Source organism: Salinimicrobium sediminis (genome assembly GCF_900215295.1).
GTDB classification, from domain to species: Bacteria; Bacteroidota; Bacteroidia; order Flavobacteriales; family Flavobacteriaceae; genus Salinimicrobium; species Salinimicrobium sediminis.
The window spans coordinates 180037-198968 of sequence record NZ_OCMF01000001.1 but is presented as its reverse complement, the minus strand read 5'-3'; the positions used below and the strand labels follow the sequence as shown (position 1 = coordinate 198968).

Sequence of the window (18932 nt, the reverse complement as noted above, 5' to 3'; positions counted from 1 at the left end):
AAATTATATAAGAGGTTTTTGAGTCATTAATTCCGGTTTTTCGATTCCCATGAGTTTTAAAATCGTAGGAGCTATGTCTCCTAAAATGCCATCCTTGATGGTCTTTACATCTTTGTCTATTAAAATACAGGGTACAGGATTAGTGGTATGTGCTGTATTTGGGCTGCCATCTTCGTTGATCATGAATTCGCTGTTCCCATGATCTGCAATTACCAGAACGCTGTAGTCATTTTCTACCGCAGCTTCAATAACTTCTTTTGCACATTGATCAACAGTTTCGCAAGCTTTTACGGCGGCTTCAAAAACCCCTGTATGTCCTACCATATCAGGGTTTGCAAAATTAAGACAGATAAAATCGGCCGATTTTTTCTTAATTTCAGGCACAATTTCAGCAGTTACTTCAAAAGCGCTCATTTCCGGTTTCAGGTCATAAGTGGCCACTTTTGGAGAGTTTACCATAATTCTTCTTTCTCCTTTAAAAGGTTTTTCCCTTCCGCCGGAAAAAAAGAAAGTAACATGAGGATATTTTTCTGTTTCTGCAATCCTGATCTGAGATTTCCCTTCATGTTCCAGTACCTCCCCAAGGGTGGCTTTAATGTCATCTTTGCTGAATACTACATTGATGTTGTTAAAGCTCTCATCATAACGGGTCATGGTCACGTAATATAGAGGCAAAGCCTTCATTCCCTGCTCTTCAAGGTTCCGCTGGGTTAATACATCTGTAAGCTGTCGGCCGCGGTCTGTCCTGAAGTTGAAAAAGATCACTACTTCCTCCTTTTTAAGGGTAGCCACGGGATTTCCGGCAGCATCGGTCATAACGATAGGCTTGATGAATTCATCGGTGACTCCTTCGTCATAGCTTTTTTGAATAGCTTCAGGAGCATTGGTGGTTTTTTCTCCTTTTCCGTTGACAACGAGATCATAAGCCACCTTTGTTCTCTCCCAACGTTTATCCCGGTCCATTGCATAGTAGCGGCCTACAATAGAAGCCAGTTTGGAACCGGTTTTTTCCAGGTGCACTTGCAGGTCTTCAATGAAACCCTTTCCGGAATTTGGATCTACATCCCGTCCATCTGTAAAGGCGTGGACGTATTTTTCTGAAATTCCAAACTCATCAGCAGCGGTAAGTAAACCTTTAAGATGATTGATATGAGAATGGACTCCTCCATCGCTAACCAACCCCATAAAGTGTATAGGTTTATTGTTCTCTTTTGCGTAGTTAAATGCCTGTTCCAGTACAGGTTCCTTTCCCAGAGAATTATTTTGAACAGCCAGATTGATCTTTGCCAGGTCCTGATACACAATTCTTCCTGCCCCAAGATTCATATGACCCACTTCACTATTACCCATTTGACCTTCGGGTAAACCAACATTCATCCCGTCTGTACGCAGGCGACTGTGAGGATACTGATTATATAAAGAATCTATGAAAGGTGTATTTGCAGCATCGACGGCAGATCTTGAAGGATCTTTGCTAATCCCCCAGCCATCCAGGATCATTAAAATTACTTTTTTATTCATGCTTAGTAAATTTTAGGCAAAGATATGAAATATGCCCGCCTTAAGAGGATTAAGAAAATGCTTGTGAAAATGTCAAACGGGGGAAAGAGACGTCTAGACAAAATTTTAACACTACACATTTTTATTCGTACAATATTTTATCAATTTTTGAGTTTTTAAATCAGCTGGAGGAGAATGTTAAATATCTCATTTTAACAGTATTAATAGTCTGTTTCCTGTTTTTGGTATGACCTTTGAAACTTTATTGGCAACTAACTATTTAACAAAAAGATATGATAAACAAAATAATTTTAATGGCAGGTTTTATAACTGCCTCTTTTGCCTTTACTACTTACGAACCTACTGCCAATCCTACCTCTACCGATTTAACAGAAGTTAAGCCCACTCTAAAGGCTGAACCTACAGCCGAAGAAAAAATTAACCTTTTATATGAGGAATTTGTCACTTTAAATGCAAATATGCCTTCCCAGGTTTCCTTCACCTATGCTCTCACCGGTTATAACAAGCTTGAAGCCGAAAAGAAGATAGAGAACAATTTATTGACTATTGTAGATTTTAGCCTTCCTTCTACAGAAAAAAGGATGTGGATCCTGGACATGGATAAAAATGAGGTGATCTACCATACTTATGTTTCTCACGGAAAGAACACCGGTGGAAACATGGCTACCAACTTTTCTAATACACCCAATTCCCTGCAGAGTTCCCTTGGATTTTATGTAACAGCCGAAACTTATTACGGTAAAAACGGACTTTCCCTGTTCATTGACGGCATGGAAAAGGAATTCAATTCTAAAGCGAGAGAACGCTATGTAGTCATTCACGGCGCCGACTATGCTAAAGAAGAGTCCATCAAAAGACTTGGAAGATTAGGCAGAAGCTATGGATGCCCTGCCGTACCTACCGAAGTTTCTAAAGAAATCATCAACACCATAAAAGGAGGATCTGCTTTATTTATCTATCACAACAGTGATAATTATATTGCAAATTCAACTTATCTCAAGACGCAGTCAGCATAAACTATTTTCTTACCAGTTTTGAATAGATCTTTTCATCAAGATCATAGACATCATTAGTAAATACAGTTTCACCACCGGCCCTCCAGGCTGTCCAATAGAAATGATGGACCTGGATGGGCCGGTCCACTTTTACAATAGTGGTCTCACCAGACCCGACGATCTTTTCAATTTTATCCCTGGTCCATTCACTTTGATTCTCTACCACATACGCGGCCAGGTCTAATGCATTTTCCACTCTTACACAACCCGAACTTTCTGCTCTGTCTGTTTGGCTAAAAAGGCTTTTAGCAGGAGTGTCATGCAGATAGATCAAATATTTATTAGGGTACATGATCTTTACCCGGCCAAGAGGATTTGAAGGTCCTGCTCTTTGTGTAAAAGTGTAACTTTTTGCAGCCTCACTGTTCCAGTTTACAGAAGAAGGATTTACCGCTTCCCCGTTAGGTCCGGTAAGTGCCATGTTATTTCGCTGCAAATAAGAGGGATCAGCTGCCATTTTTGGAAGAACATCCTGGGATTTGATTGTAGGGGGGACCGTCCAGGTGGGATTGATCACCAGGTGGTCAATAGTATCTGAAAATATCGGGGTTTGACGTTCCTTAGCACCGGCAATAACGTTATGCTGTCTCACCGTATCGCCGTCTTTAACTACGGCAAGTTTAAAATTAGGAATATTGACCATAATATAATGCTCTCCCAGGTCCCGTGGATACCAGCGCCATCTTTCAAGATTTGCAAGGATCTGCTTGTAACGGTCTTTAGGACTCTTATTTAATTCTGAAATTGTGGAATTCCCAATGATCCCATCTGTCTGTATGCTTTTACTCTGCTGAAATTTCTTAACGGCTTCCACCAAAACTTCAGAATAGGTGCTGTCCAGGGCGGTGGTATCCACCTCCACCTGAAGCGTCTTTAATCTTTTTGCAATTGCCGGAATCCTTCCATCCTTGTCTCCCGGATTGATCAATTCGCCTTCGGGGATTTTATTTATCACCCCATTTTCTTCTTTTAGTTTCTCGTATTCGGCAAGGCTTGTCTTAAGATCGCGATAGACCTGATGATTTGGTTTAAGGCCTTCTAAGACTTCTTCAAAATTTCCTTTTTCAATAGTATTTTTCAGAAGGGAAGCAAGATCTTTTTCCTCCTTTTTCACACCCCAGAATTCATTGAGTTCCCTGGGATCCAGTTTTCCGTAGTAGAGATGGCGGGCATAAGTAAGGAAAGCGTCGGAAAGCAACAGGTCCAGCCGTGCCGCCTCATCTTCATCAAGATCTCCTGCCGAAAGCAGCCGGTCAATTTCTTCGCCGTGGTAATCCTCAAAGTTGAGGCCTTCCAGATCTGCCCCGGCCAGGCTATTGTAAAATGAAAAGATATGTTCCCCGTTCCTCCAGAGAGATTCGTAGTTTCTTTCACTGTAGATCTTTTCCAGTAAACCGCCTTCAAAAATGTCATTTTTAGAAGAGATCTCTGTTTTGATGCCGTCGGGAGTGGCTTCAGCAATATTTTCGGAAGCATTATCCGATGAAGCCTGGGTACCCGGTTCATTGCTGTCACCCTTACAGGCGCCAAGGCTTAAAAAGATGAGGAGCAGGGGGTAAAAAAAATTCTTTTTCATAACGGTTTATAATTTTTTGTGCATCACAATATGCATGCACACGTTTGGGATCATAAAAGGATTCCCTATTGCCTGGTAACCATATTTCTTATAGAAGCCAATTGCCACTTCTCTGGCGTTAAACCACAATAATATTTCGGGGTCTTTACTTTTGAGCAGCTTTTCGCCTTTAAGCAGAAGTTCTTCTCCTATGTTTTTTCCACGATGATTTGGTAAAACAGCCATTCCTCTTAGCTGATACTGAACAGCGGCTTCAAAAAAGTTATTTTTGCGGGAGACATAGGTAGCTACCCCTAGGATCTTCCCGGCATCAAAATAACCCAGGTGAAAGGTGTCGGGTTCGAGATCTCCTTCAAAAAAGACTTCCCTGGCAGGTCTTCCCGGCCGCAGCACCTGTTGCCGTACCGGGTAAGTTTCTTCTGCTGAGATTTTCCGGATCAAAAAATGGGCTGATTAAGCCTCTGTGGCCTGTACCTCCCGATACTCTTCATGTCGCTTGAACTGGGCGGCAGCATACCTGCAAAGTGGATCGATCTTAAGATCTTTTTCTTTAGCATATTCCACACTATGCTTGACTAAACTGCTGGCCAAACCTTCTCCTTCATATTCAGGATTGGTTTCGGTATGATCTAGGGTCATGATGTTATTATCCTGCCGGGTATAGGTGAGTTCAGCAATAATATCGCCGTCTTTCTCAATGAAGAACATACCTTTCCCGTCTGTTTCTTTTTGCTGAATTTCTTTGTTCATGGTTATTGTTTTTTGAGGATATTGTCAACGATTCCGTATTCGACAGATTCCGATGCATCCATCCAATAGTCACGGTTGAAATCTTTTAGAACGCGCTCGTAATCCTGTCCGCAATTTTCTGCCAGGATCCGGGCACTAAGATCTTTGATCTTGAGGATCTCTGCTGCCTGAATTTCAATATTGGAAGCTTGCCCCTGTGCGCCACCACTTGGCTGATGGATCATCACCTTAGCATGAGGTTGAATGAATCTGCGGCCTTTGGTGCCGGCAGATAACAAAATGGATCCCATTGAAGCGGCAAGGCCTGTACATATGGTGGAAACCGGGCTGTTTAAACCGAGCATGGTATCATAAATTGCAAATCCTGAAGTAACATAACCTCCCGGACTGCTTATATAAAATTGTATCTCTTCGTCTCCGGTTGCATCCAGGTAAAGCATTCTTTCAATAAGGTGCTTTGCTGATTTCTCATTTACCGTACCCCATAGAAAGATCTTTCTTTCATTTAGAAGGGAACGGTCAATTTGATCCTGAATTTTACCGGCTTTATCTGTGTCTTTCATGGTAATTTTTAAGTATTAAGTAGCTAAAAATATGACTATTTTTGCAGAAAAGAAGTGGATGAAGCTTGCATTTAACAAGATTTTAAAGGAGGAAATTCCGCAGATCCTGCCCCTTATCCAGCAGTTGATGGGTAATACATTTTCCAATGAGATCCTCACTCAACGCTTTGGAGAAATGTTCAACCAAAATTATGAATGCTTCGGAATTTTTCTTGAGGAGGAAATGGTAGGAGTCTTTGGGATGTGGTTTATGACCCGTCACTATGCCGGCCGCTCCTGTGAACCCGATCATATTTTCATAAAAGACGAGCACCGCAACAAGGGAATAGGGAAGAAGCTGTTTGAATTCATCTATGCCTATGCTGAAAAAAGAGGTTGCGAAACATCAGAATTGAACAGCTACGTAAGCAACTACCGCAGCCACAAATTTTATTTAAATGAAGGCTACGAGATCAAAGGCTATCATTTTCTGAAAAAGCTGTAAAAATATTTTGAGCAATAAAAACTTTCCATATATATTTGCAGAGCAATACCAACGCGGGAGTAGCTCAGTTGGTAGAGCGTCAGCCTTCCAAGCTGAATGTCGCCGGTTCGAACCCGGTCTCCCGCTCAAAGCCTCGTCGATAGACGGGGCTTTTTTTTTGCGGGAGATCGGGTGAGAAGTTTATCCCGAGTCCCGAGGCTTCGGGGTCGAGGGGAACCCGGTTTCCCGTTCCATGACTTGTCGATAGACGGGGCTTTTTTGTTGAAACCTCACAGGTCTTGGAGACCTGTGAGGTTTTCTCAGATTTTGGTTTCTCGTTTGTCCCGTCAGGGACAAAATCTGGGTAGAAAAAATCTCACCTTCAAATTATTGTACCGTAGGGACAACCTATAAGTGTAGGGAATCTATCCAGGAAAGGCGGCTATGATATCTCAAGGAACCCTTTCAGAGTTTAAACTCTGAAAGGATCTAAACGACATGTCATTCCACCCTTCTTACAAAACGTTAATTTTTTCTTACTGGCACCCTTGGAATGTTGTTTACTTCGATCCTGCACATTTTTATGGGTCTTCTCACTTCTGAAGAAGCTGCGGCTTCCTCATTTTGGGTGATGTATCCAATCTTCGCCGGATTCCTTATTTCGGGAACTTTTATTATGATGAAAAGAAAAGCTGCCGTCAAAGAATAATTTTCCGTTAATTTGGGCCGCAAATTTTGCAGCCCATGAAAATTAAAGCCCTAGCTAATCTCCCGGTGGAAGAGGTGATCACCTGCTTCCTTACCGCTTTTGAAAACTATTACGTAAAACTTCCGGCAGACGTAGAATACTGGAAAAATCGTTTCACTATTGCCAGGGTTGACTGGAGTCTGTCCTTTGGAATGTTTGAGGAAGAAAAACTTGTAGGTTTTATCATTAACGGGATCGATAACCATAACGGCAAATTAACTGCCTACAATACCGGCACGGGTATCCTTCCGGAATATCGGGGAAAGGCCATAGTCGATAAATTATACGCTCATGCCATTCCCCGGCTGAAGGAAAAGGGGATTGAAAAGTGCCTTTTGGAGGTGATCTGTGAAAATGAGAAAGCAATAAAGGTTTATGAGCGCATTGGCTTTAGGATCACCAGAACCTTAAAAACTTTTAGCGGAAATCTGCCAAAAACAAACTCGGAAAATATTCTTCAAAAATGGGATTTTTCAGAAGTATTGAAAAGTGGACTTTACCGCCCGCAGCATTATTCCTGGGATAATTCTGCAGGGGCGATCCAATTATTGGGGGACAAGGTGAAGACTTATGCTTTTGGAGAGGCCGCCGGACCGGAAGCTTTCATTTCTATTGACGATGCGGGGAATATCATTCAGCTGGAGAGTAGAACCGGAAATTATGACGCACTACTGTCGGCTGCGGGAGAGCTTTTACAGGAAGTGAAACTGAAAAATGTGGATGCTGAAAGGGAACAGCTTATAAATACCCTTCAAAAATGGCATTTTTCAAACCCCGTGAATCAATTTGAGATGGAAATGTCTATTTAAACTGTAACATCTTAGGAGTTTGCTGGTTTATAAGGTATGAAAACAGCTAAAAAAACCCGCACATTTCTTTCCCTCAGCTTTCTTTTTTCCTGGCTGGTATGGGGAGGAATGCTCATGTTCCCAATTTCAGCCCAATTTTTTATTCCCCTGCTTTTTCTCGGAGCATTTGGACCATCGCTGGTAGCAATCTATATGGTGCAGACTTCCCGGGATAGTAGAGTTATAAAAGGTTTTTGGTTAAGGGTGGTGGACATTCGAAGAATTGGTTGGAAATGGCTGCTTTTGATTTTCCTGATCTTCCCTTTGATCCTCCTGGTGGGATACAGTTTTTTATTCCTCCTGGGGGAAGAGCTGCCCAATTTTTCTTCCTATTTCTCCGGATTAGTTGATTTTGAAGCTGTGGCTTTCTTCCTGATCTTTATGATGCTCGGCGGCCCACTGGCAGAAGAATTAGGCTGGCGAGGATACATTCTGGATCCGCTCCAGGAGAAATGGGGAAGGTTAGGAGGAAGTATTATGGTGGGTTCCTTTTGGGTGTTATGGCACCTGCCTCTTTTTTTCATTGAAGGTACATCTCAATTTGAAAAAGGGTTTGGAATCACCTTCTGGAGTTGGGCGCTTCAGATCATGGTACTTTCAGTGATCTTTACATGGGTTTACAATCATACTCAAAAAAGTATTCTCGCGGCTGTACTGCTACATTTTATGGCCAATTTTGCTTATCCGCTGGACCTGGATGTAAAAGGGGAGGTCGTCTTTTCGCTGGTAAGGTTGCTTGTGACTCTTCCTATCATTCTCTCCTGGTATAAAGGTTCTCCTGCAAAAGAAAAGATAGTGGCGCGGTTTAATCTCTCCTGAAGTTCAGATCTTTTATGAGGTCCACTTGTCGATTTTCCAAAGAATCCACAAGGCGGTTGCGGTGATTGGCACCCACGAGCAGAAGTATCTTTTTTCCGGGATTTTCTTCCACAAGTTGCAGCGCATTGAGGGTGATCTGCAGATCCCGTCGATTATTAAAAACCGGATAGGCAGCGTATGGACTGTTTCCAAACAGGCTGTCTTCGATTTGATACTGCAGGCCGGTGATACTGTCATATTCCCCTTTTAAAAATTCTTCTGCGGAATAATTAAGTGCCATTCTTCGCTGTTCTTCCTGGATTTCTGGGATTTTGGTCTTTTCGTAAGATGCTACAAAAGTTGAATCCAGCCTCATGTCCTGTGTAAGTCGTTTGATGCTGTACATTTCAGAAACAGTGTCCGAAAACATTTTCCTGCTCACAGTTATATTTCTGGTTTCTTCATTGTAATAATCGATCCCTCTCACTTTTCCGGGAAAGGAATCCCGTACCATGATCATTTCCAGCGGATAAAAAAGGTCAAGGGAATCTGTAGATAAATTAAAATCTTCGGGCCTTATTTCCACCCCAATCACATCGGGCTCATAACTCTTAACCAGCTGCAGCAGGTCATCGTAGGTATAATTTTCATTGACTTCATGTGCTCCGTGAATGGTGGGTAGTACAAGTACCTGCGTTTCCTGCTCTGTTGTACAGGAAAAACTCAATACAGTGAGGAGCAGAAGGAAGGGAAATAGGTTTTTCATTTCAGCATTTTTAAAGCAGCTTCAAGAGCTTCATCTTTCCCGGCAAGATAGGTCTTAAGAGTTGGTTTTATTTCAACATCGGGGGAAATGCCAATGCCAACAAATTCCTCACCACCGGGTAATGCATCTCTTTTCGCACAAACAATTCCAAGGCCTCCAAAAGGAAGCTGATACATGAGGGGTTGTCCGGTGCTGCCGCCTGTGGTTTGACCTATCACCGTACCCCTCTTGATATGTTTGAAGGAAGAAAGAAAATCTTCTGCAGCTGAATAAGTATCAGGGCCGGCGAGCACGATAACTTTCCCTTCAAAAGTGGGTTTTTTGTAAGGCTTCCAGTCATAGGAATTTATCTCAAGCTTGTCCGGGTCGCCACCCCAGGCACGTTGTACAGGAGTATAATGTCTTATAACAAACTTACCCGTTGGAAATGGCTTGGAGGTAAGATAACCGATCAATTCAAATCCGTTATTTCCGTTTCCTCCCCCATTGTTGCGAATATCTATGATGAGATTTTTGGGAAGCTGTGTCTGGAAAAGGCTGTCATAGAACTTCACCACTTCAGGATCGTTGAAGGTATTGATGGTTAGCAATCCTGTGGATTTATTCAGAGGCCTGTAAGTGTAACCTTCCGAAGCCGGGAATAACTGATTTCTGCTTTCTCTCCGGAAACTCTGAGTAATTTTTTTTCCGGCAGGACTTTCCAGTTCCAGCAGCAACGGTTCCTTCAGACTTCCGTGGGTAAGGAAATAGGAGTAGAGCCTGGCGGTTAGATCGTGAGGCGTGCTGGCAGAAACGTAGGGAGCCACATGTTCTTCAGCATAAGTAGTGGCCGGCATTCCGTTGATCTTATTAATGATGGTTCGCGGTTGCAGGAGTTGATATTCCGGCTTATCGCTTTTAAGCTGGGTAATCACCACCCGTCCATCAATAATTTGGGTCCTTACAGGGAGAGCTGCCATAAATTCGTTCCACAATTCCTTCGGAGGCACAATAAGCGTATGACCGTCGTTTAAATGTGTGTAAAATTTCTTCAGGATCGAATAGTATTCCTTCCGGTCTTTGCTTGCCATCACCCTGGGAATATAAGCTTTGTAGATACTGTCCCAGTTTACCGTCGGGATAAGGTCAAAGTTGGCGAAGTTAAATTTAGCTTCGGCCCAGGCATTGCTTAAACCGGTAATTTTAGTTTCCAGAGTAAGGCTGTCGCCATAGGCGAGCTTTTCAAAATGTGCTTTGTATGCCATTTTATAGGCCCCGGAATCAAACTGCTGCGCCTTCATAAATCCGAAGCAAAAGCAACCTAACAGAAATAAAATATATTTTTTCATTAACTTGAATATAACCGATCAAAAATACTAAAAAGGAGCATTGTTGCTGAAGCTGCTGTTAAAATTGTTTTAAAAACCAATTATGTCTAAACCGGAAAATTTACTTCCTCTTGAAGGTGAAGCTTATTACTTCGGAAAAATTTTTTCTGAAGCTCAGGCTGAAGTTCACTTTAAGAACCTTCTAGAACAGGTGCAATGGCAATACGACGAGGTAATGATCTATGGAAAAAGGATCGTGACCCAGAGAAAAACTGCCTGGTATGGGAAGGAGGAATATGAATATACCTATTCAAAAATGACAAAAAAGGCAAGGCTTTGGATTCCGGAATTGCTTCCGGTAAAACAGAAGGTAGAGGAGGTGACAGGTCTTACCTTCAACTCCTGCCTTCTTAATCTGTATCGAAGCGGAGAGGAAGGCATGTCGTGGCACAGCGATGCGGAAGCCGAGCTTGGAAAACATCCGGCAATTGCTTCAGTAAGCCTTGGGGTGCAAAGAAAATTTGTGTTGAAGCATAAAGCTTCCGCAGAAAAAATCGAACTGCAGCTGGAGCCCGGAAGCCTGTTGCTCATGGCTGGGGAAACTCAGCAACACTGGCAGCACAGCCTTCCGAAGACAAAAAAAGTGAAAGAACCCCGGATCAACCTTACTTTTCGCAATATTAAAAAATGGAAAACCCGGTAAGCGTGGTAAGACGCTCCAAAGAAGCCATACCTAAAGCGGAATTTCCCTTGGGATTCAACGGTGGACTCCAAACTGTGACTGCAAAACGTTCGGGATGGACCGCGACAATTCCGCCGCCAACCCCACTCTTTCCGGGGAGCCCTACTTCAAAACTAAATTCCCCTGCTTCATCATAAAATCCGCAGGTCTGCATGAGTGCATTGATCCTTTTCACCTGTCTTCCGGTAAGGAATTCCCGGTCTGAACCCATTACCTTTCCGTCATTGGCAAAAATGATAAAAGCATTGGAAAGATCCCGGCACGACATGGAGATGGAGCATTGATGGAAATAAAAATCCAGCACGTCCTCGACTGAATTTTCAATGTTCCCAAAAGATTTTAGATAGTTCACCATTGCGTAGTTGCGATAACCCTCAGATCTTTCGGAAGCTGCTACCACAGGATCAAAATCGATACTGGTATCCCCGGTGATCTCGTGTAAAAATGCAAGAAGTGCTGCTTTTGGATTAGTGAAATTTGAGACCAGTACGTCTGCAACCACCATAGCCCCTGCATTTATGTATGGATTTCTGGGAATACCCGAGTCATTTTCCAGTTGGGATAGGGAATTGAAGGGGTCACCCGACGGTTCCACTCCCACGCGGTTCCATAGTTGATCTCCCACCACCTTCATGGCCAGGGAAAGAGTAAACACCTTGGAAATTGACTGTATGGAAAATCTCTCGTTGCTATCCCCAAAACAGTAATTATTGCCATTGAGGTCATAGAGGTGCATCCCATATTTATCTGCAGGCACCTTGGCCAGTTCCGGAATATATGATGCAACTTTCCCGGACCGGGGTTTGTCGGCGAATTCCTGACCTATCTGGTTGAGGATCTTCTGGTAATCGACATTATGCGAGGTCATTGAGCAGGGTTTCGGGTTCTACTTCATAGGCTTCCAGTCCGGCTTCAAAAATGCGGGCCAAAGGTTCTCCCTTTAACTTAATGTTATTTCCTTTCACCTCCAGCCAACTCCCCTCGCGCAGTCCTACAACCGGAGGGGTATTAAATTGATGGAATTCCCTGATCCTGGTTTCCCGCGTCTCTCCCTTATGAGTTGAATCCGGATCGGGATCGAGGTAATGCGGATTGATATTAAAAGGCACCATTCCCAGAGTTTTGAATGATGGAGGATAAACAATGGGCATATCATTGGTAGTTTTCATGGTTAGCCCCGCAATGTTAGTGCCCGCGCTGGTCCCGAGGTAGGGAATACCTGTTTTGAGTACCTCCTGGAGTAGCTGAAGAAGATCAAAGTGATAGAGCTGCTGCACCAGTAAAAAAGTATTTCCACCCCCGGTAAATATACCCTCCGCCTTTTTTATAGCTTCTGAAGGAGAATCAAATTGATGAATGCCTTTTACCGCAAGCCCTATCTTTTCAAAGGCTTTTTGGGCACTCTGAGTATATTCATCATGGGTGATGCCGCCAGGCCTGGCGTAAGGGATGAACAAAATTTCATTACAATCTGAAAAATGAGAATTTAAAACTGGGGTAAGATACTCCAGATATTCCTGGCCATGGAGGGTAGAAGTACTGGCAAGAATCAGGTTTTTCATAGGGTCGAATTAGTTTACCTGTAAAATTACTAAATCTGGAACAGGCAGTTTTTAAAATTGAGCTAATTCTGGAGGGATTCAAAATTCAGGATTCAAAATTCAGGATTTAGAGACCGTATTTCTGTTTGCTGTTTCCGGTTTCCGGTTACCGGGCTCTCTTGTTGGGGCCTCGAGAAAACCTTAAAGTCTGCTGACTTGAGTAGTATTAATTCCATTCTAAAAGCCATTTCCTAATCCCTAATTCCCATTTTTCCAATCCCCAATTAACCAATCCCCATCCCACCTTTAACTAAAGTTTAGTCGGCAATTAGATTTTTATAAAGAATTGATTTTGTTTCTTTAAGAAAAGCAGCATCATGAAAAGTCTTCTCTACATTACAATTTTCTTTTTTTCGGTAAGTCTGATTGCCCAGGAGCGGTTAGCCATCAGCGGAAAGATCACTCCGCCACTGGGAGAAGATCCCCAGGGCATTTCTATAATTAACCGTACTGCAAAGTCGGCCACTATTTCCAATGAAGCCGGAAATTTTAATATTAGAGTGGCTGCGGGAGATACACTGGATTTTGCTGCTTTACAATATCAGGATTTTTCGGTTGTAATTGATAAGGGGGTAGTAGAAAACCAACAGCTCAATGTATTTATTTCTGAATCTGTAACCGAGTTGCCGGAAGTCGTGGTGACTCCTTATGATCTATCCGGGAATGTTGAGGTTGACGTGGCACGAATTCCTGTAGCGGAAATTAATCTTCCCACGCAATCGGCAGCCGAGATCAATTCTTACGAGTATACTTTTCGACCCGATTCTCTTACTTCACCGGCAAATGCGGCGATGAGGGAAGCTATGATCTATAACGGAACTAATTTTGCCAACATTTTCAGGAACATCTTTACCACCCGAAGCGTCATGACCAATATAGGTGGAAATGAAGACCTGGATGAACAGGTACTACAGCTTTATGATGATGACTTTTTCAGGGAGAATTTAAATATTGAGAAAGATAATATTTATGAATTCATCTATTTTGCTGAAGATAATGGTCTTTCTCCACAAATGCTGAAGGAAGAAAACGAGCTGCAACTTATTGATTTTCTTGTAAAACAGAGTCAACGTTACAGGGAGAAAAAGGCAGATAATAAGTGATCAGTGATCAGTGAGCAGTGAGCAGTGTTCAGGGAAAAATGTGGCCGAGGGGTAGTGAATTAAGTTCAAACTCTAAATACCAATCTGTACTGTAGGGCCAAATGATTGGTAGAAACATTCTCAACACAAGATAGAAATCCCATAGGGACGAGATTTAGGTTAAAGCACAAATGAGAATATCCTGGCAGCCTTAGTGTAAAATATTTCCTACATTTTCCCGTTATTGATCCTGGATGAAGAACCTGCTGCTTCTAATTTTTCTGATAATTACCACATGTTCGGCTGCTCAGTCATTTGGGGAGGTGGAGATTGAAGGTACTATAAAAGTTCCTGCGGAAGCCGATCTTCAGGGAATTACGATCTATAATAAAAACTCCGGAAAGGGGAGTGTGTCATCAGAAAAAGGCAACTTCAGTATCTACGCAAAGTTAAATGACTCCTTATATTTTTCGGCACTTCAGTATAAAGATCTGCTCTTCGTTATAGATGAGCAGACTTTAAAGAGCAGGACTTTGAATGTGGAAATTATAGAAAATATTAATGATTTACCCGAAGTTGTCGTGAAACCTCATGAACTCACAGGGAATTTGGATGTGGATGCCGGAAATATTGAAACAATCAAATTGGATCTACCCTCAATGACCGCGGCTTCTATTAATGATTATGAGTATGAATGGAGGCAGGACGGACAATCTGCCGTGACAAATGTTGGTATGCCTGGACCGGGATTGACCAACGGAGCTGATCCATTAGCCATAATCGGTGGTATAGTCGGGATGATCTTTCCTCCAAAAAAGGCAAAAGAACGCCCTCCTTCTCCGCTGAACCAAAGAGGAATGATCAATCTTGAAAAGGAAATAAGAAGCCGCTACGATAATGAGTTTTTTGAAGAGGTATTGGATATTCAAATCCGGCAAATCAGCAATTTTATTACCTATTTAAATGCTTTAGGATTTCCTTCCAGGCTTCTGGATAAAGAAAAGGAGATGGATCTAATTGAGTTCCTGCTGGAGCAGAGCGCGAAGTTCAATGCCAAGTGAACAATTAGCAATAAACAATTATCAATAAACAATCACTAATGAGCAGTGAGCCTTGAACCAAATTCCAGGGATCACACTTCAAATTCCAATTTGTGCAATGTCTTGTCTCTAGACTATAGTCTCTAGGTTCTATAGAGAAATGTCACCCTGAGCGCTCAACCAGAGAGAGGGCTGGTCGAAGGGCTTTGATGTACAGAACCAATTAGTGGGCATTAACCAGTTTCAACCAAATTTCCCCGCCCTCCCGGACGTGAAAATAGCTCAACCTGACAACTGTTAAAAAAGTCTTGTCTCTAGACTCTAGACTCTAGGTTCTATAGAGAAATGTCACCCTGAGCGCTCGACCAGAAGGAGAGCTGGTCGAAGGGCATTGGGGTGCATAAGCTAATTGATGGTACTAATTCGTTTATTTTTAAAAGTCGGCACGGGTACAAATCCGCGCCAACAGGACAAGAATCAAAGTCTTGGTTCTAGTTTCTTGATTCTTGTTTCTTCCGGAATTAAACCTTCTCCTCCTGCTGCAGTCTAAGAATTATGTCTGTGGAACAGTCTTTGTTTAAACAGAAGTGACTTCAGACTTACACTACATGAAAAAGACATACTTAATTTTTCTGGCTTTGTTGCCTTTACTTGCTTTCACTACTGTGCACAAATTTTACGTAAGTGCGACAGATATCAAGTATAATGAAGAACAGCGGGCGCTTCAGATCATTTCGCATGTGTTTACAGATGATATGGAAGATCTTTTGCAAAAGCGCTACAACAAAGAGATCTATCTTACCAAAGAAGAGGAGCATTCCGCAGCAGATCAATTTGTGGAGCGATACTTTCAGGATAAATTGAGCATCAGCGTTAATGGTAAGCAGAGGACCTTAAATTATATAGGAAAAGAATATGATAAGGATCAACTGCTTGTATATTTAGAAGTGGAAGATGTGGAACCTGTGAAAAATATAGCTGTGGAGAATTCGGTCTTGACTGATATTTTTCCGGAGCAAAAAAATGTTGTTAAGGTGGATTATGGCGGCAAGATCAAAAGTCTGTTGTTAATGAGGGACCACCCGGAAGGAACATTAAATTTCAGCAATTAAATTGCAAAACTTCAGAATTCAATTATTTTTAGCAACCTAAACTTAAATTATATCTATGAGATCTATTAAAACTGCCCTTGCGGCTTTTTTCATTTTGTTCTCTGCCGGCGTTTTTGCCCAGGAAACAGAACAACAAACCGAGCAGAGGGAAGGGGGACACATCAATGAAAATAAATTCCGTCAACTTTACCAGGAATTTTCTACCCCTAACCAGTACCGCACGGGTAGCGGTGCTCCCGGCCCTGCCTATTATCAAAATGAGGCCGATTATAAAATGGATATCGAGCTTGATGATAAGACTCAGAAGCTAACCGGCCGCGAAACCATTACCTATCACAATAATTCCCCCGATGATCTCGAATACCTGTGGGTGCAGTTGGATCAAAATATCCGCACCAAAGAATCTGTGGCTAAGCTAAAGGACGGCAATGGAATTGCCCCGGTGGCGCAACCAGGAAATTTCGTGGATGAATATATGCAGGAGCCTTTTGACGGAGGTTTTAATATTACAGAGGTGAGTGCCAATGGGCAGCCACTGAAGACTTTTATCAACCAAACTATGATGAGAGTGGATCTTCCGCAGCCATTAAAGGCAGGAGAAAAGTTCACTTTTGACATTGCATGGTGGTATAATGTCAATAATCACGTGACTGACAGAGCGCGGTCGGGTTATGAGCATTTTCCGAAAGACGGTAACAACGCTTACGTAATTGCACAGTTCTTTCCAAGAATGGCAGTTTATAATGATGTAGAAGGCTGGCAGAATTACCAGTTTTGGGGGAATGGGGAGTTTGCACTTCCGTTTGGAGATTACGAAGTGAATATTACTGTACCTGCAGACCATGTGCTTGATGGAACCGGGGAATTGGTAAACCGCAAGGAAGTTTTTTCAAAGGAAATGATGCGTCGCTATGAGCAGGCTAAAAAATCTTACGACAAGCCGGTAATGATCGTAACCCAGGAAGAAGCTGAAGCTGCTGAAAAAGGTTTTTCTGACAAGAAAAAGACCTGGAAACTGAAAGCTGAAATGGTAAGGGATTTTGCATTCGCTACTTCCCGAAAATTCATCTGGGATATGATGGCTGTTGACCTGGGAGAAAAAGATGTAATGGCTGTTTCTTTATATCCAAAAGAAGGTAATCCGCTTTGGGAAGATTTTTCTACTAAAGTGGTTGCTCATACTTTAAAATCTTATTCAGATCACACTTTTACCTACCCTTACCCGAAATCCATTTCGGTACATGCCAAGAACCAAGGAATGGAATATCCTATGATCTCCTGGAACTATGGAAGGCCTAATGAGGACGGAACTTATAGCGACCGTGTGAAGTACGGAATGATGAGCGTGATCATCCATGAAGTAGGGCACAACTTTTTCCCTATGATCGTGAATTCAGATGAGCGCCAGTGGGGCTGGATGGATGAAGGTCTTGATACTTTCATGCAATATGTGGCCGAGCAGGAGTATGGTGATAAATATCCTGAGGATATTGCGCCGCACACTAAATATCCTTCCAGAAGAGGAGAGCCTGCAAGAATTGTGGATTATATGAAGGGTGATCAATCATTTATTTCCCCCATCATGTCAAATCCAGAAAATGTATATCAGTTAGGGAACAATGCCTACGGAAAGCCGGCTACTGCACTAAATATCCTTCGCGAAACTGTGATGGGAAGAGAGCTGTTTGATCATGCCTTTAAAACTTATGCTCAGAGATGGATGTTTAAACACCCTACCCCTGAAGATTTTTTCAGAACAATGGAAGATGCGTCTGCCGTTGATCTTGACTGGTTCTGGAGAGGCTGGTTCTATACTACCGACTTTGTAGATATAGGCGTGGAGGAAGTGAAAAAATATTATGTGACCGATAAGCCTACGAAAGAAGGAACTGAACTGCTGAAGCGTTACGGCGTGGAAGATCCATCTTCCATGGATGTGCTTTACGTGGTAGAAGAAGGCGGTGAAGAGTACAATGAGAGCATGAAAGGCAAGACTCCTGCTGAAAATGCACCTACATTGAATGAATACCTGATGGACAATTTTACTCCGCAGCAAAGAGCAGAGATGAAGATGCCGAAGTATTTTTACCAGGTAACCTTCAATAAACCGGGTGGACTTGTAATGCCTATCATTGTGGAATACACTTATGCCGATGGCAGTACTGAAAAAGTGACTTATCCTGTACAGATCTGGAGAAAGAATGACACACAGGTTAGCAGAGCTTTGGCAACAGACAAAGAGATCACAAAGATCGTGGTTGATCCCGATCTTGAAACTGCCGATGTTGATACCAGCAACAATTCATGGCCACAGGCTGCTGAAGCAGATAAGTTTCAGGAATTCAAAGAGAAAACCCAGCAGTAAAACCTTGCCGCCTGTGGCGGTGTCGTCTCCGGACCACCCCGTCAGGCTATCGCCTGCCACCCCTCCTTAAAAAAGGAGGGGAGCCGGTTGGGGTTCAAAACACCTGAAGGTGTTTTCTCCTCCCTTTGGGAGGAGGCTCCGGAATTAAATTTAAAGAAAACCCTCTTTTAGAGGGTTTTTTTTGTGCTCATCCTCCCCCCGCCCTCTCCAAAGGAGGGGAGCTGATTGGAATTAAAATTTGGCCCTTATTTGAAGTAGCCAGTAGTACAGATTTTGGTTGCCATTTCGAGCCGAAAATCTGCCGAAGGCAGTGGTGCCAAAGGCACCTCAGAAGTTCCCCTCCTTAATAAGGAGGGGTGGCTGCCGCAGGCAGACGGGGTGGTCCGGAGACAAATCCCTCCGCAGGAGGTGCGCAGCAGCCGAAAAAACAACTTGGGCAACAAAGCAGGCCTGGTTCTCTTTTTTCCTTATCTCCCAATCCTTCCGAAGAAGGGGAGATAGTTGGATTCCAATTTTCGCTCTTATTTGTAGTAGACTAATAGTATTCATATAAGTTGACTTTTCGGGCAGAAACCTGCCGAAGGCAGTGGTGCCA

19 protein-coding genes and 1 tRNA gene are annotated in these 18932 nt (G+C 42.8%); 11 read left to right on the top strand and 9 right to left on the bottom strand.

What is annotated here, in order from left to right; genetic code table 11:
• Positions 1 to 3 precede the first annotated feature (3 nt).
• Positions 4 to 1521, bottom strand: coding sequence for a 2,3-bisphosphoglycerate-independent phosphoglycerate mutase (gene gpmI / locus CRO16_RS00995; protein ID WP_097054490.1), 1518 nt, complete (start codon positions 1519 to 1521; stop codon positions 4 to 6).
• 293 nt (positions 1522 to 1814) lie between these two features.
• On the opposite strand from gpmI, the gene CRO16_RS00990 reads away from it, so the two are divergent.
• A complete protein-coding gene (locus tag CRO16_RS00990) occupies positions 1815 to 2537 on the top strand; it encodes a murein L,D-transpeptidase catalytic domain family protein (RefSeq protein ID WP_245858838.1) in 723 nt (240 codons plus the stop codon).
• A 1-nt stretch (position 2538) separates the two neighbouring features.
• Here CRO16_RS00990 and CRO16_RS00985 read toward each other — a convergent pair whose 3' ends face one another.
• The 4 genes from CRO16_RS00985 to CRO16_RS00970 are packed head-to-tail and all read right to left on the bottom strand — an operon-like array spanning position 2539 to position 5465.
• On the bottom strand, positions 2539 to 4152 hold the full coding sequence (locus CRO16_RS00985; RefSeq protein WP_097054488.1) for a L,D-transpeptidase family protein: 1614 nt from the start codon (positions 4150 to 4152) through the stop codon (positions 2539 to 2541).
• 6 nt (positions 4153 to 4158) lie between these two features.
• Positions 4159 to 4593, bottom strand: a complete 435-nt coding sequence (locus tag CRO16_RS00980) for a GNAT family N-acetyltransferase (RefSeq protein ID WP_097054487.1) — start codon at positions 4591 to 4593, stop codon at positions 4159 to 4161.
• A 12-nt stretch (positions 4594 to 4605) separates the two neighbouring features.
• Complete coding sequence (locus CRO16_RS00975; RefSeq protein WP_097054486.1) at positions 4606 to 4902, bottom strand: GNAT family N-acetyltransferase; 297 nt, start codon at positions 4900 to 4902, stop codon at positions 4606 to 4608.
• 2 nt (positions 4903 to 4904) lie between these two features.
• Entirely contained in the window at positions 4905 to 5465 is a 561-nt protein-coding gene (locus tag CRO16_RS00970; protein ID WP_097054485.1) for a ClpP family protease, read from the bottom strand.
• Positions 5466 to 5496: 31 nt separating this feature from the next.
• On the opposite strand from CRO16_RS00970, the gene CRO16_RS00965 reads away from it, so the two are divergent.
• From CRO16_RS00965 to CRO16_RS00950, 5 genes are all read left to right on the top strand, one after another.
• Positions 5497 to 5949 (top strand): GNAT family N-acetyltransferase, encoded by a 453-nt coding sequence (locus tag CRO16_RS00965; RefSeq protein WP_245858837.1) that lies wholly within the window; start codon positions 5497 to 5499, stop codon positions 5947 to 5949.
• Positions 5950 to 6002: 53 nt separating this feature from the next.
• Positions 6003 to 6075, top strand: a tRNA-Gly gene (locus tag CRO16_RS00960).
• Between the two features lie 406 nt (positions 6076 to 6481).
• Positions 6482 to 6637 carry a hypothetical protein gene (locus CRO16_RS16070; protein ID WP_179670466.1) on the top strand — a complete coding sequence of 52 codons (156 nt, stop codon included), beginning with the start codon at positions 6482 to 6484 and terminating at the stop codon, positions 6635 to 6637.
• Between the two features lie 35 nt (positions 6638 to 6672).
• Positions 6673 to 7485, top strand: a complete 813-nt coding sequence (locus tag CRO16_RS00955) for a GNAT family N-acetyltransferase (protein WP_097054484.1) — start codon at positions 6673 to 6675, stop codon at positions 7483 to 7485.
• Positions 7486 to 7521: 36 nt separating this feature from the next.
• Positions 7522 to 8343 carry a type II CAAX endopeptidase family protein gene (locus CRO16_RS00950; protein WP_097054483.1) on the top strand — a complete coding sequence of 274 codons (822 nt, stop codon included), beginning with the start codon at positions 7522 to 7524 and terminating at the stop codon, positions 8341 to 8343.
• Here CRO16_RS00950 and CRO16_RS00945 read toward each other — a convergent pair.
• Both CRO16_RS00945 and CRO16_RS00940 read right to left on the bottom strand, forming a co-directional pair.
• Complete coding sequence (locus CRO16_RS00945) at positions 8330 to 9088, bottom strand: hypothetical protein (protein WP_097054482.1); 759 nt, start codon at positions 9086 to 9088, stop codon at positions 8330 to 8332. The two genes, CRO16_RS00950 and CRO16_RS00945, sit on opposite strands and share 14 nt — an antisense overlap.
• Positions 9085 to 10416, bottom strand: a complete 1332-nt coding sequence (locus tag CRO16_RS00940) for a S41 family peptidase (protein WP_097054481.1) — start codon at positions 10414 to 10416, stop codon at positions 9085 to 9087. Before CRO16_RS00940 ends, CRO16_RS00945 begins: the two co-directional genes overlap by 4 nt.
• 82 nt (positions 10417 to 10498) lie before the next feature.
• Here CRO16_RS00940 and CRO16_RS00935 point away from each other — a divergent pair, with 82 nt between their 5' ends.
• Positions 10499 to 11098, top strand: a complete 600-nt coding sequence (locus CRO16_RS00935) for an alpha-ketoglutarate-dependent dioxygenase AlkB family protein (RefSeq protein WP_097054480.1) — start codon at positions 10499 to 10501, stop codon at positions 11096 to 11098.
• On the opposite strand, the gene CRO16_RS00930 is transcribed toward CRO16_RS00935, so the two are convergent.
• Together CRO16_RS00930 and pepE are read right to left on the bottom strand one after the other, a co-directional pair.
• Positions 11076 to 12005: a glutaminase gene (locus CRO16_RS00930; protein WP_097054479.1), complete on the bottom strand. Its 930-nt coding sequence runs from the start codon at positions 12003 to 12005 to the stop codon at positions 11076 to 11078. The two genes, CRO16_RS00935 and CRO16_RS00930, sit on opposite strands and share 23 nt — an antisense overlap.
• Positions 11992 to 12699 (bottom strand): dipeptidase PepE, encoded by a 708-nt coding sequence (gene pepE / locus CRO16_RS00925; RefSeq protein WP_097054478.1) that lies wholly within the window; start codon positions 12697 to 12699, stop codon positions 11992 to 11994. Before pepE ends, CRO16_RS00930 begins: the two co-directional genes overlap by 14 nt.
• Before the next feature lie 356 nt (positions 12700 to 13055).
• Between pepE and CRO16_RS00920 the strand changes: the two genes are divergently transcribed.
• The 4 genes from CRO16_RS00920 (at position 13056) to CRO16_RS00905 (ending at position 18337) form a co-directional block, all read left to right on the top strand.
• Positions 13056 to 13841, top strand: coding sequence for a hypothetical protein (locus CRO16_RS00920; RefSeq protein WP_097054477.1), 786 nt, complete (start codon positions 13056 to 13058; stop codon positions 13839 to 13841).
• A gap of 233 nt (positions 13842 to 14074) precedes the next feature.
• Positions 14075 to 14881 (top strand): carboxypeptidase-like regulatory domain-containing protein, encoded by an 807-nt coding sequence (locus CRO16_RS00915; RefSeq protein WP_097054476.1) that lies wholly within the window; start codon positions 14075 to 14077, stop codon positions 14879 to 14881.
• A 587-nt stretch (positions 14882 to 15468) separates the two neighbouring features.
• Entirely contained in the window at positions 15469 to 15972 is a 504-nt protein-coding gene (locus tag CRO16_RS00910; protein WP_097054475.1) for a DUF6702 family protein, read from the top strand.
• Between the two features lie 55 nt (positions 15973 to 16027).
• Positions 16028 to 18337 carry a M1 family metallopeptidase gene (locus CRO16_RS00905; RefSeq protein ID WP_097054474.1) on the top strand — a complete coding sequence of 770 codons (2310 nt, stop codon included), beginning with the start codon at positions 16028 to 16030 and terminating at the stop codon, positions 18335 to 18337.
• Positions 18338 to 18932: the final 595 nt, after the last annotated feature.

Coding starts and splice junctions, on each gene's coding strand:
- CRO16_RS00945 (WP_097054482.1), bottom strand. CDS start 9,088: ATGAAAAACCTATTTCCCTTCCTTCTGCTCCTCACTGTATTGAGTTTT.
- CRO16_RS00915 (WP_097054476.1), top strand. CDS start 14,075: ATGAAGAACCTGCTGCTTCTAATTTTTCTGATAATTACCACATGTTCG.
- CRO16_RS00975 (WP_097054486.1), bottom strand. CDS start 4,902: ATGAACAAAGAAATTCAGCAAAAAGAAACAGACGGGAAAGGTATGTTC.
- CRO16_RS00955 (WP_097054484.1), top strand. CDS start 6,673: ATGAAAATTAAAGCCCTAGCTAATCTCCCGGTGGAAGAGGTGATCACC.
- CRO16_RS00910 (WP_097054475.1), top strand. CDS start 15,469: ATGAAAAAGACATACTTAATTTTTCTGGCTTTGTTGCCTTTACTTGCT.
- CRO16_RS00920 (WP_097054477.1), top strand. CDS start 13,056: ATGAAAAGTCTTCTCTACATTACAATTTTCTTTTTTTCGGTAAGTCTG.
- CRO16_RS00905 (WP_097054474.1), top strand. CDS start 16,028: ATGAGATCTATTAAAACTGCCCTTGCGGCTTTTTTCATTTTGTTCTCT.
- CRO16_RS00970 (WP_097054485.1), bottom strand. CDS start 5,465: ATGAAAGACACAGATAAAGCCGGTAAAATTCAGGATCAAATTGACCGT.
- CRO16_RS16070 (WP_179670466.1), top strand. CDS start 6,482: ATGTTGTTTACTTCGATCCTGCACATTTTTATGGGTCTTCTCACTTCT.
- CRO16_RS00990 (WP_245858838.1), top strand. CDS start 1,815: ATGGCAGGTTTTATAACTGCCTCTTTTGCCTTTACTACTTACGAACCT.
- gpmI (WP_097054490.1), bottom strand. CDS start 1,521: ATGAATAAAAAAGTAATTTTAATGATCCTGGATGGCTGGGGGATTAGC.
- CRO16_RS00940 (WP_097054481.1), bottom strand. CDS start 10,416: ATGAAAAAATATATTTTATTTCTGTTAGGTTGCTTTTGCTTCGGATTT.
- CRO16_RS00930 (WP_097054479.1), bottom strand. CDS start 12,005: ATGACCTCGCATAATGTCGATTACCAGAAGATCCTCAACCAGATAGGT.
- CRO16_RS00950 (WP_097054483.1), top strand. CDS start 7,522: ATGAAAACAGCTAAAAAAACCCGCACATTTCTTTCCCTCAGCTTTCTT.
- CRO16_RS00965 (WP_245858837.1), top strand. CDS start 5,497: ATGACTATTTTTGCAGAAAAGAAGTGGATGAAGCTTGCATTTAACAAG.
- CRO16_RS00985 (WP_097054488.1), bottom strand. CDS start 4,152: ATGAAAAAGAATTTTTTTTACCCCCTGCTCCTCATCTTTTTAAGCCTT.
- pepE (WP_097054478.1), bottom strand. CDS start 12,699: ATGAAAAACCTGATTCTTGCCAGTACTTCTACCCTCCATGGCCAGGAA.
- CRO16_RS00935 (WP_097054480.1), top strand. CDS start 10,499: ATGTCTAAACCGGAAAATTTACTTCCTCTTGAAGGTGAAGCTTATTAC.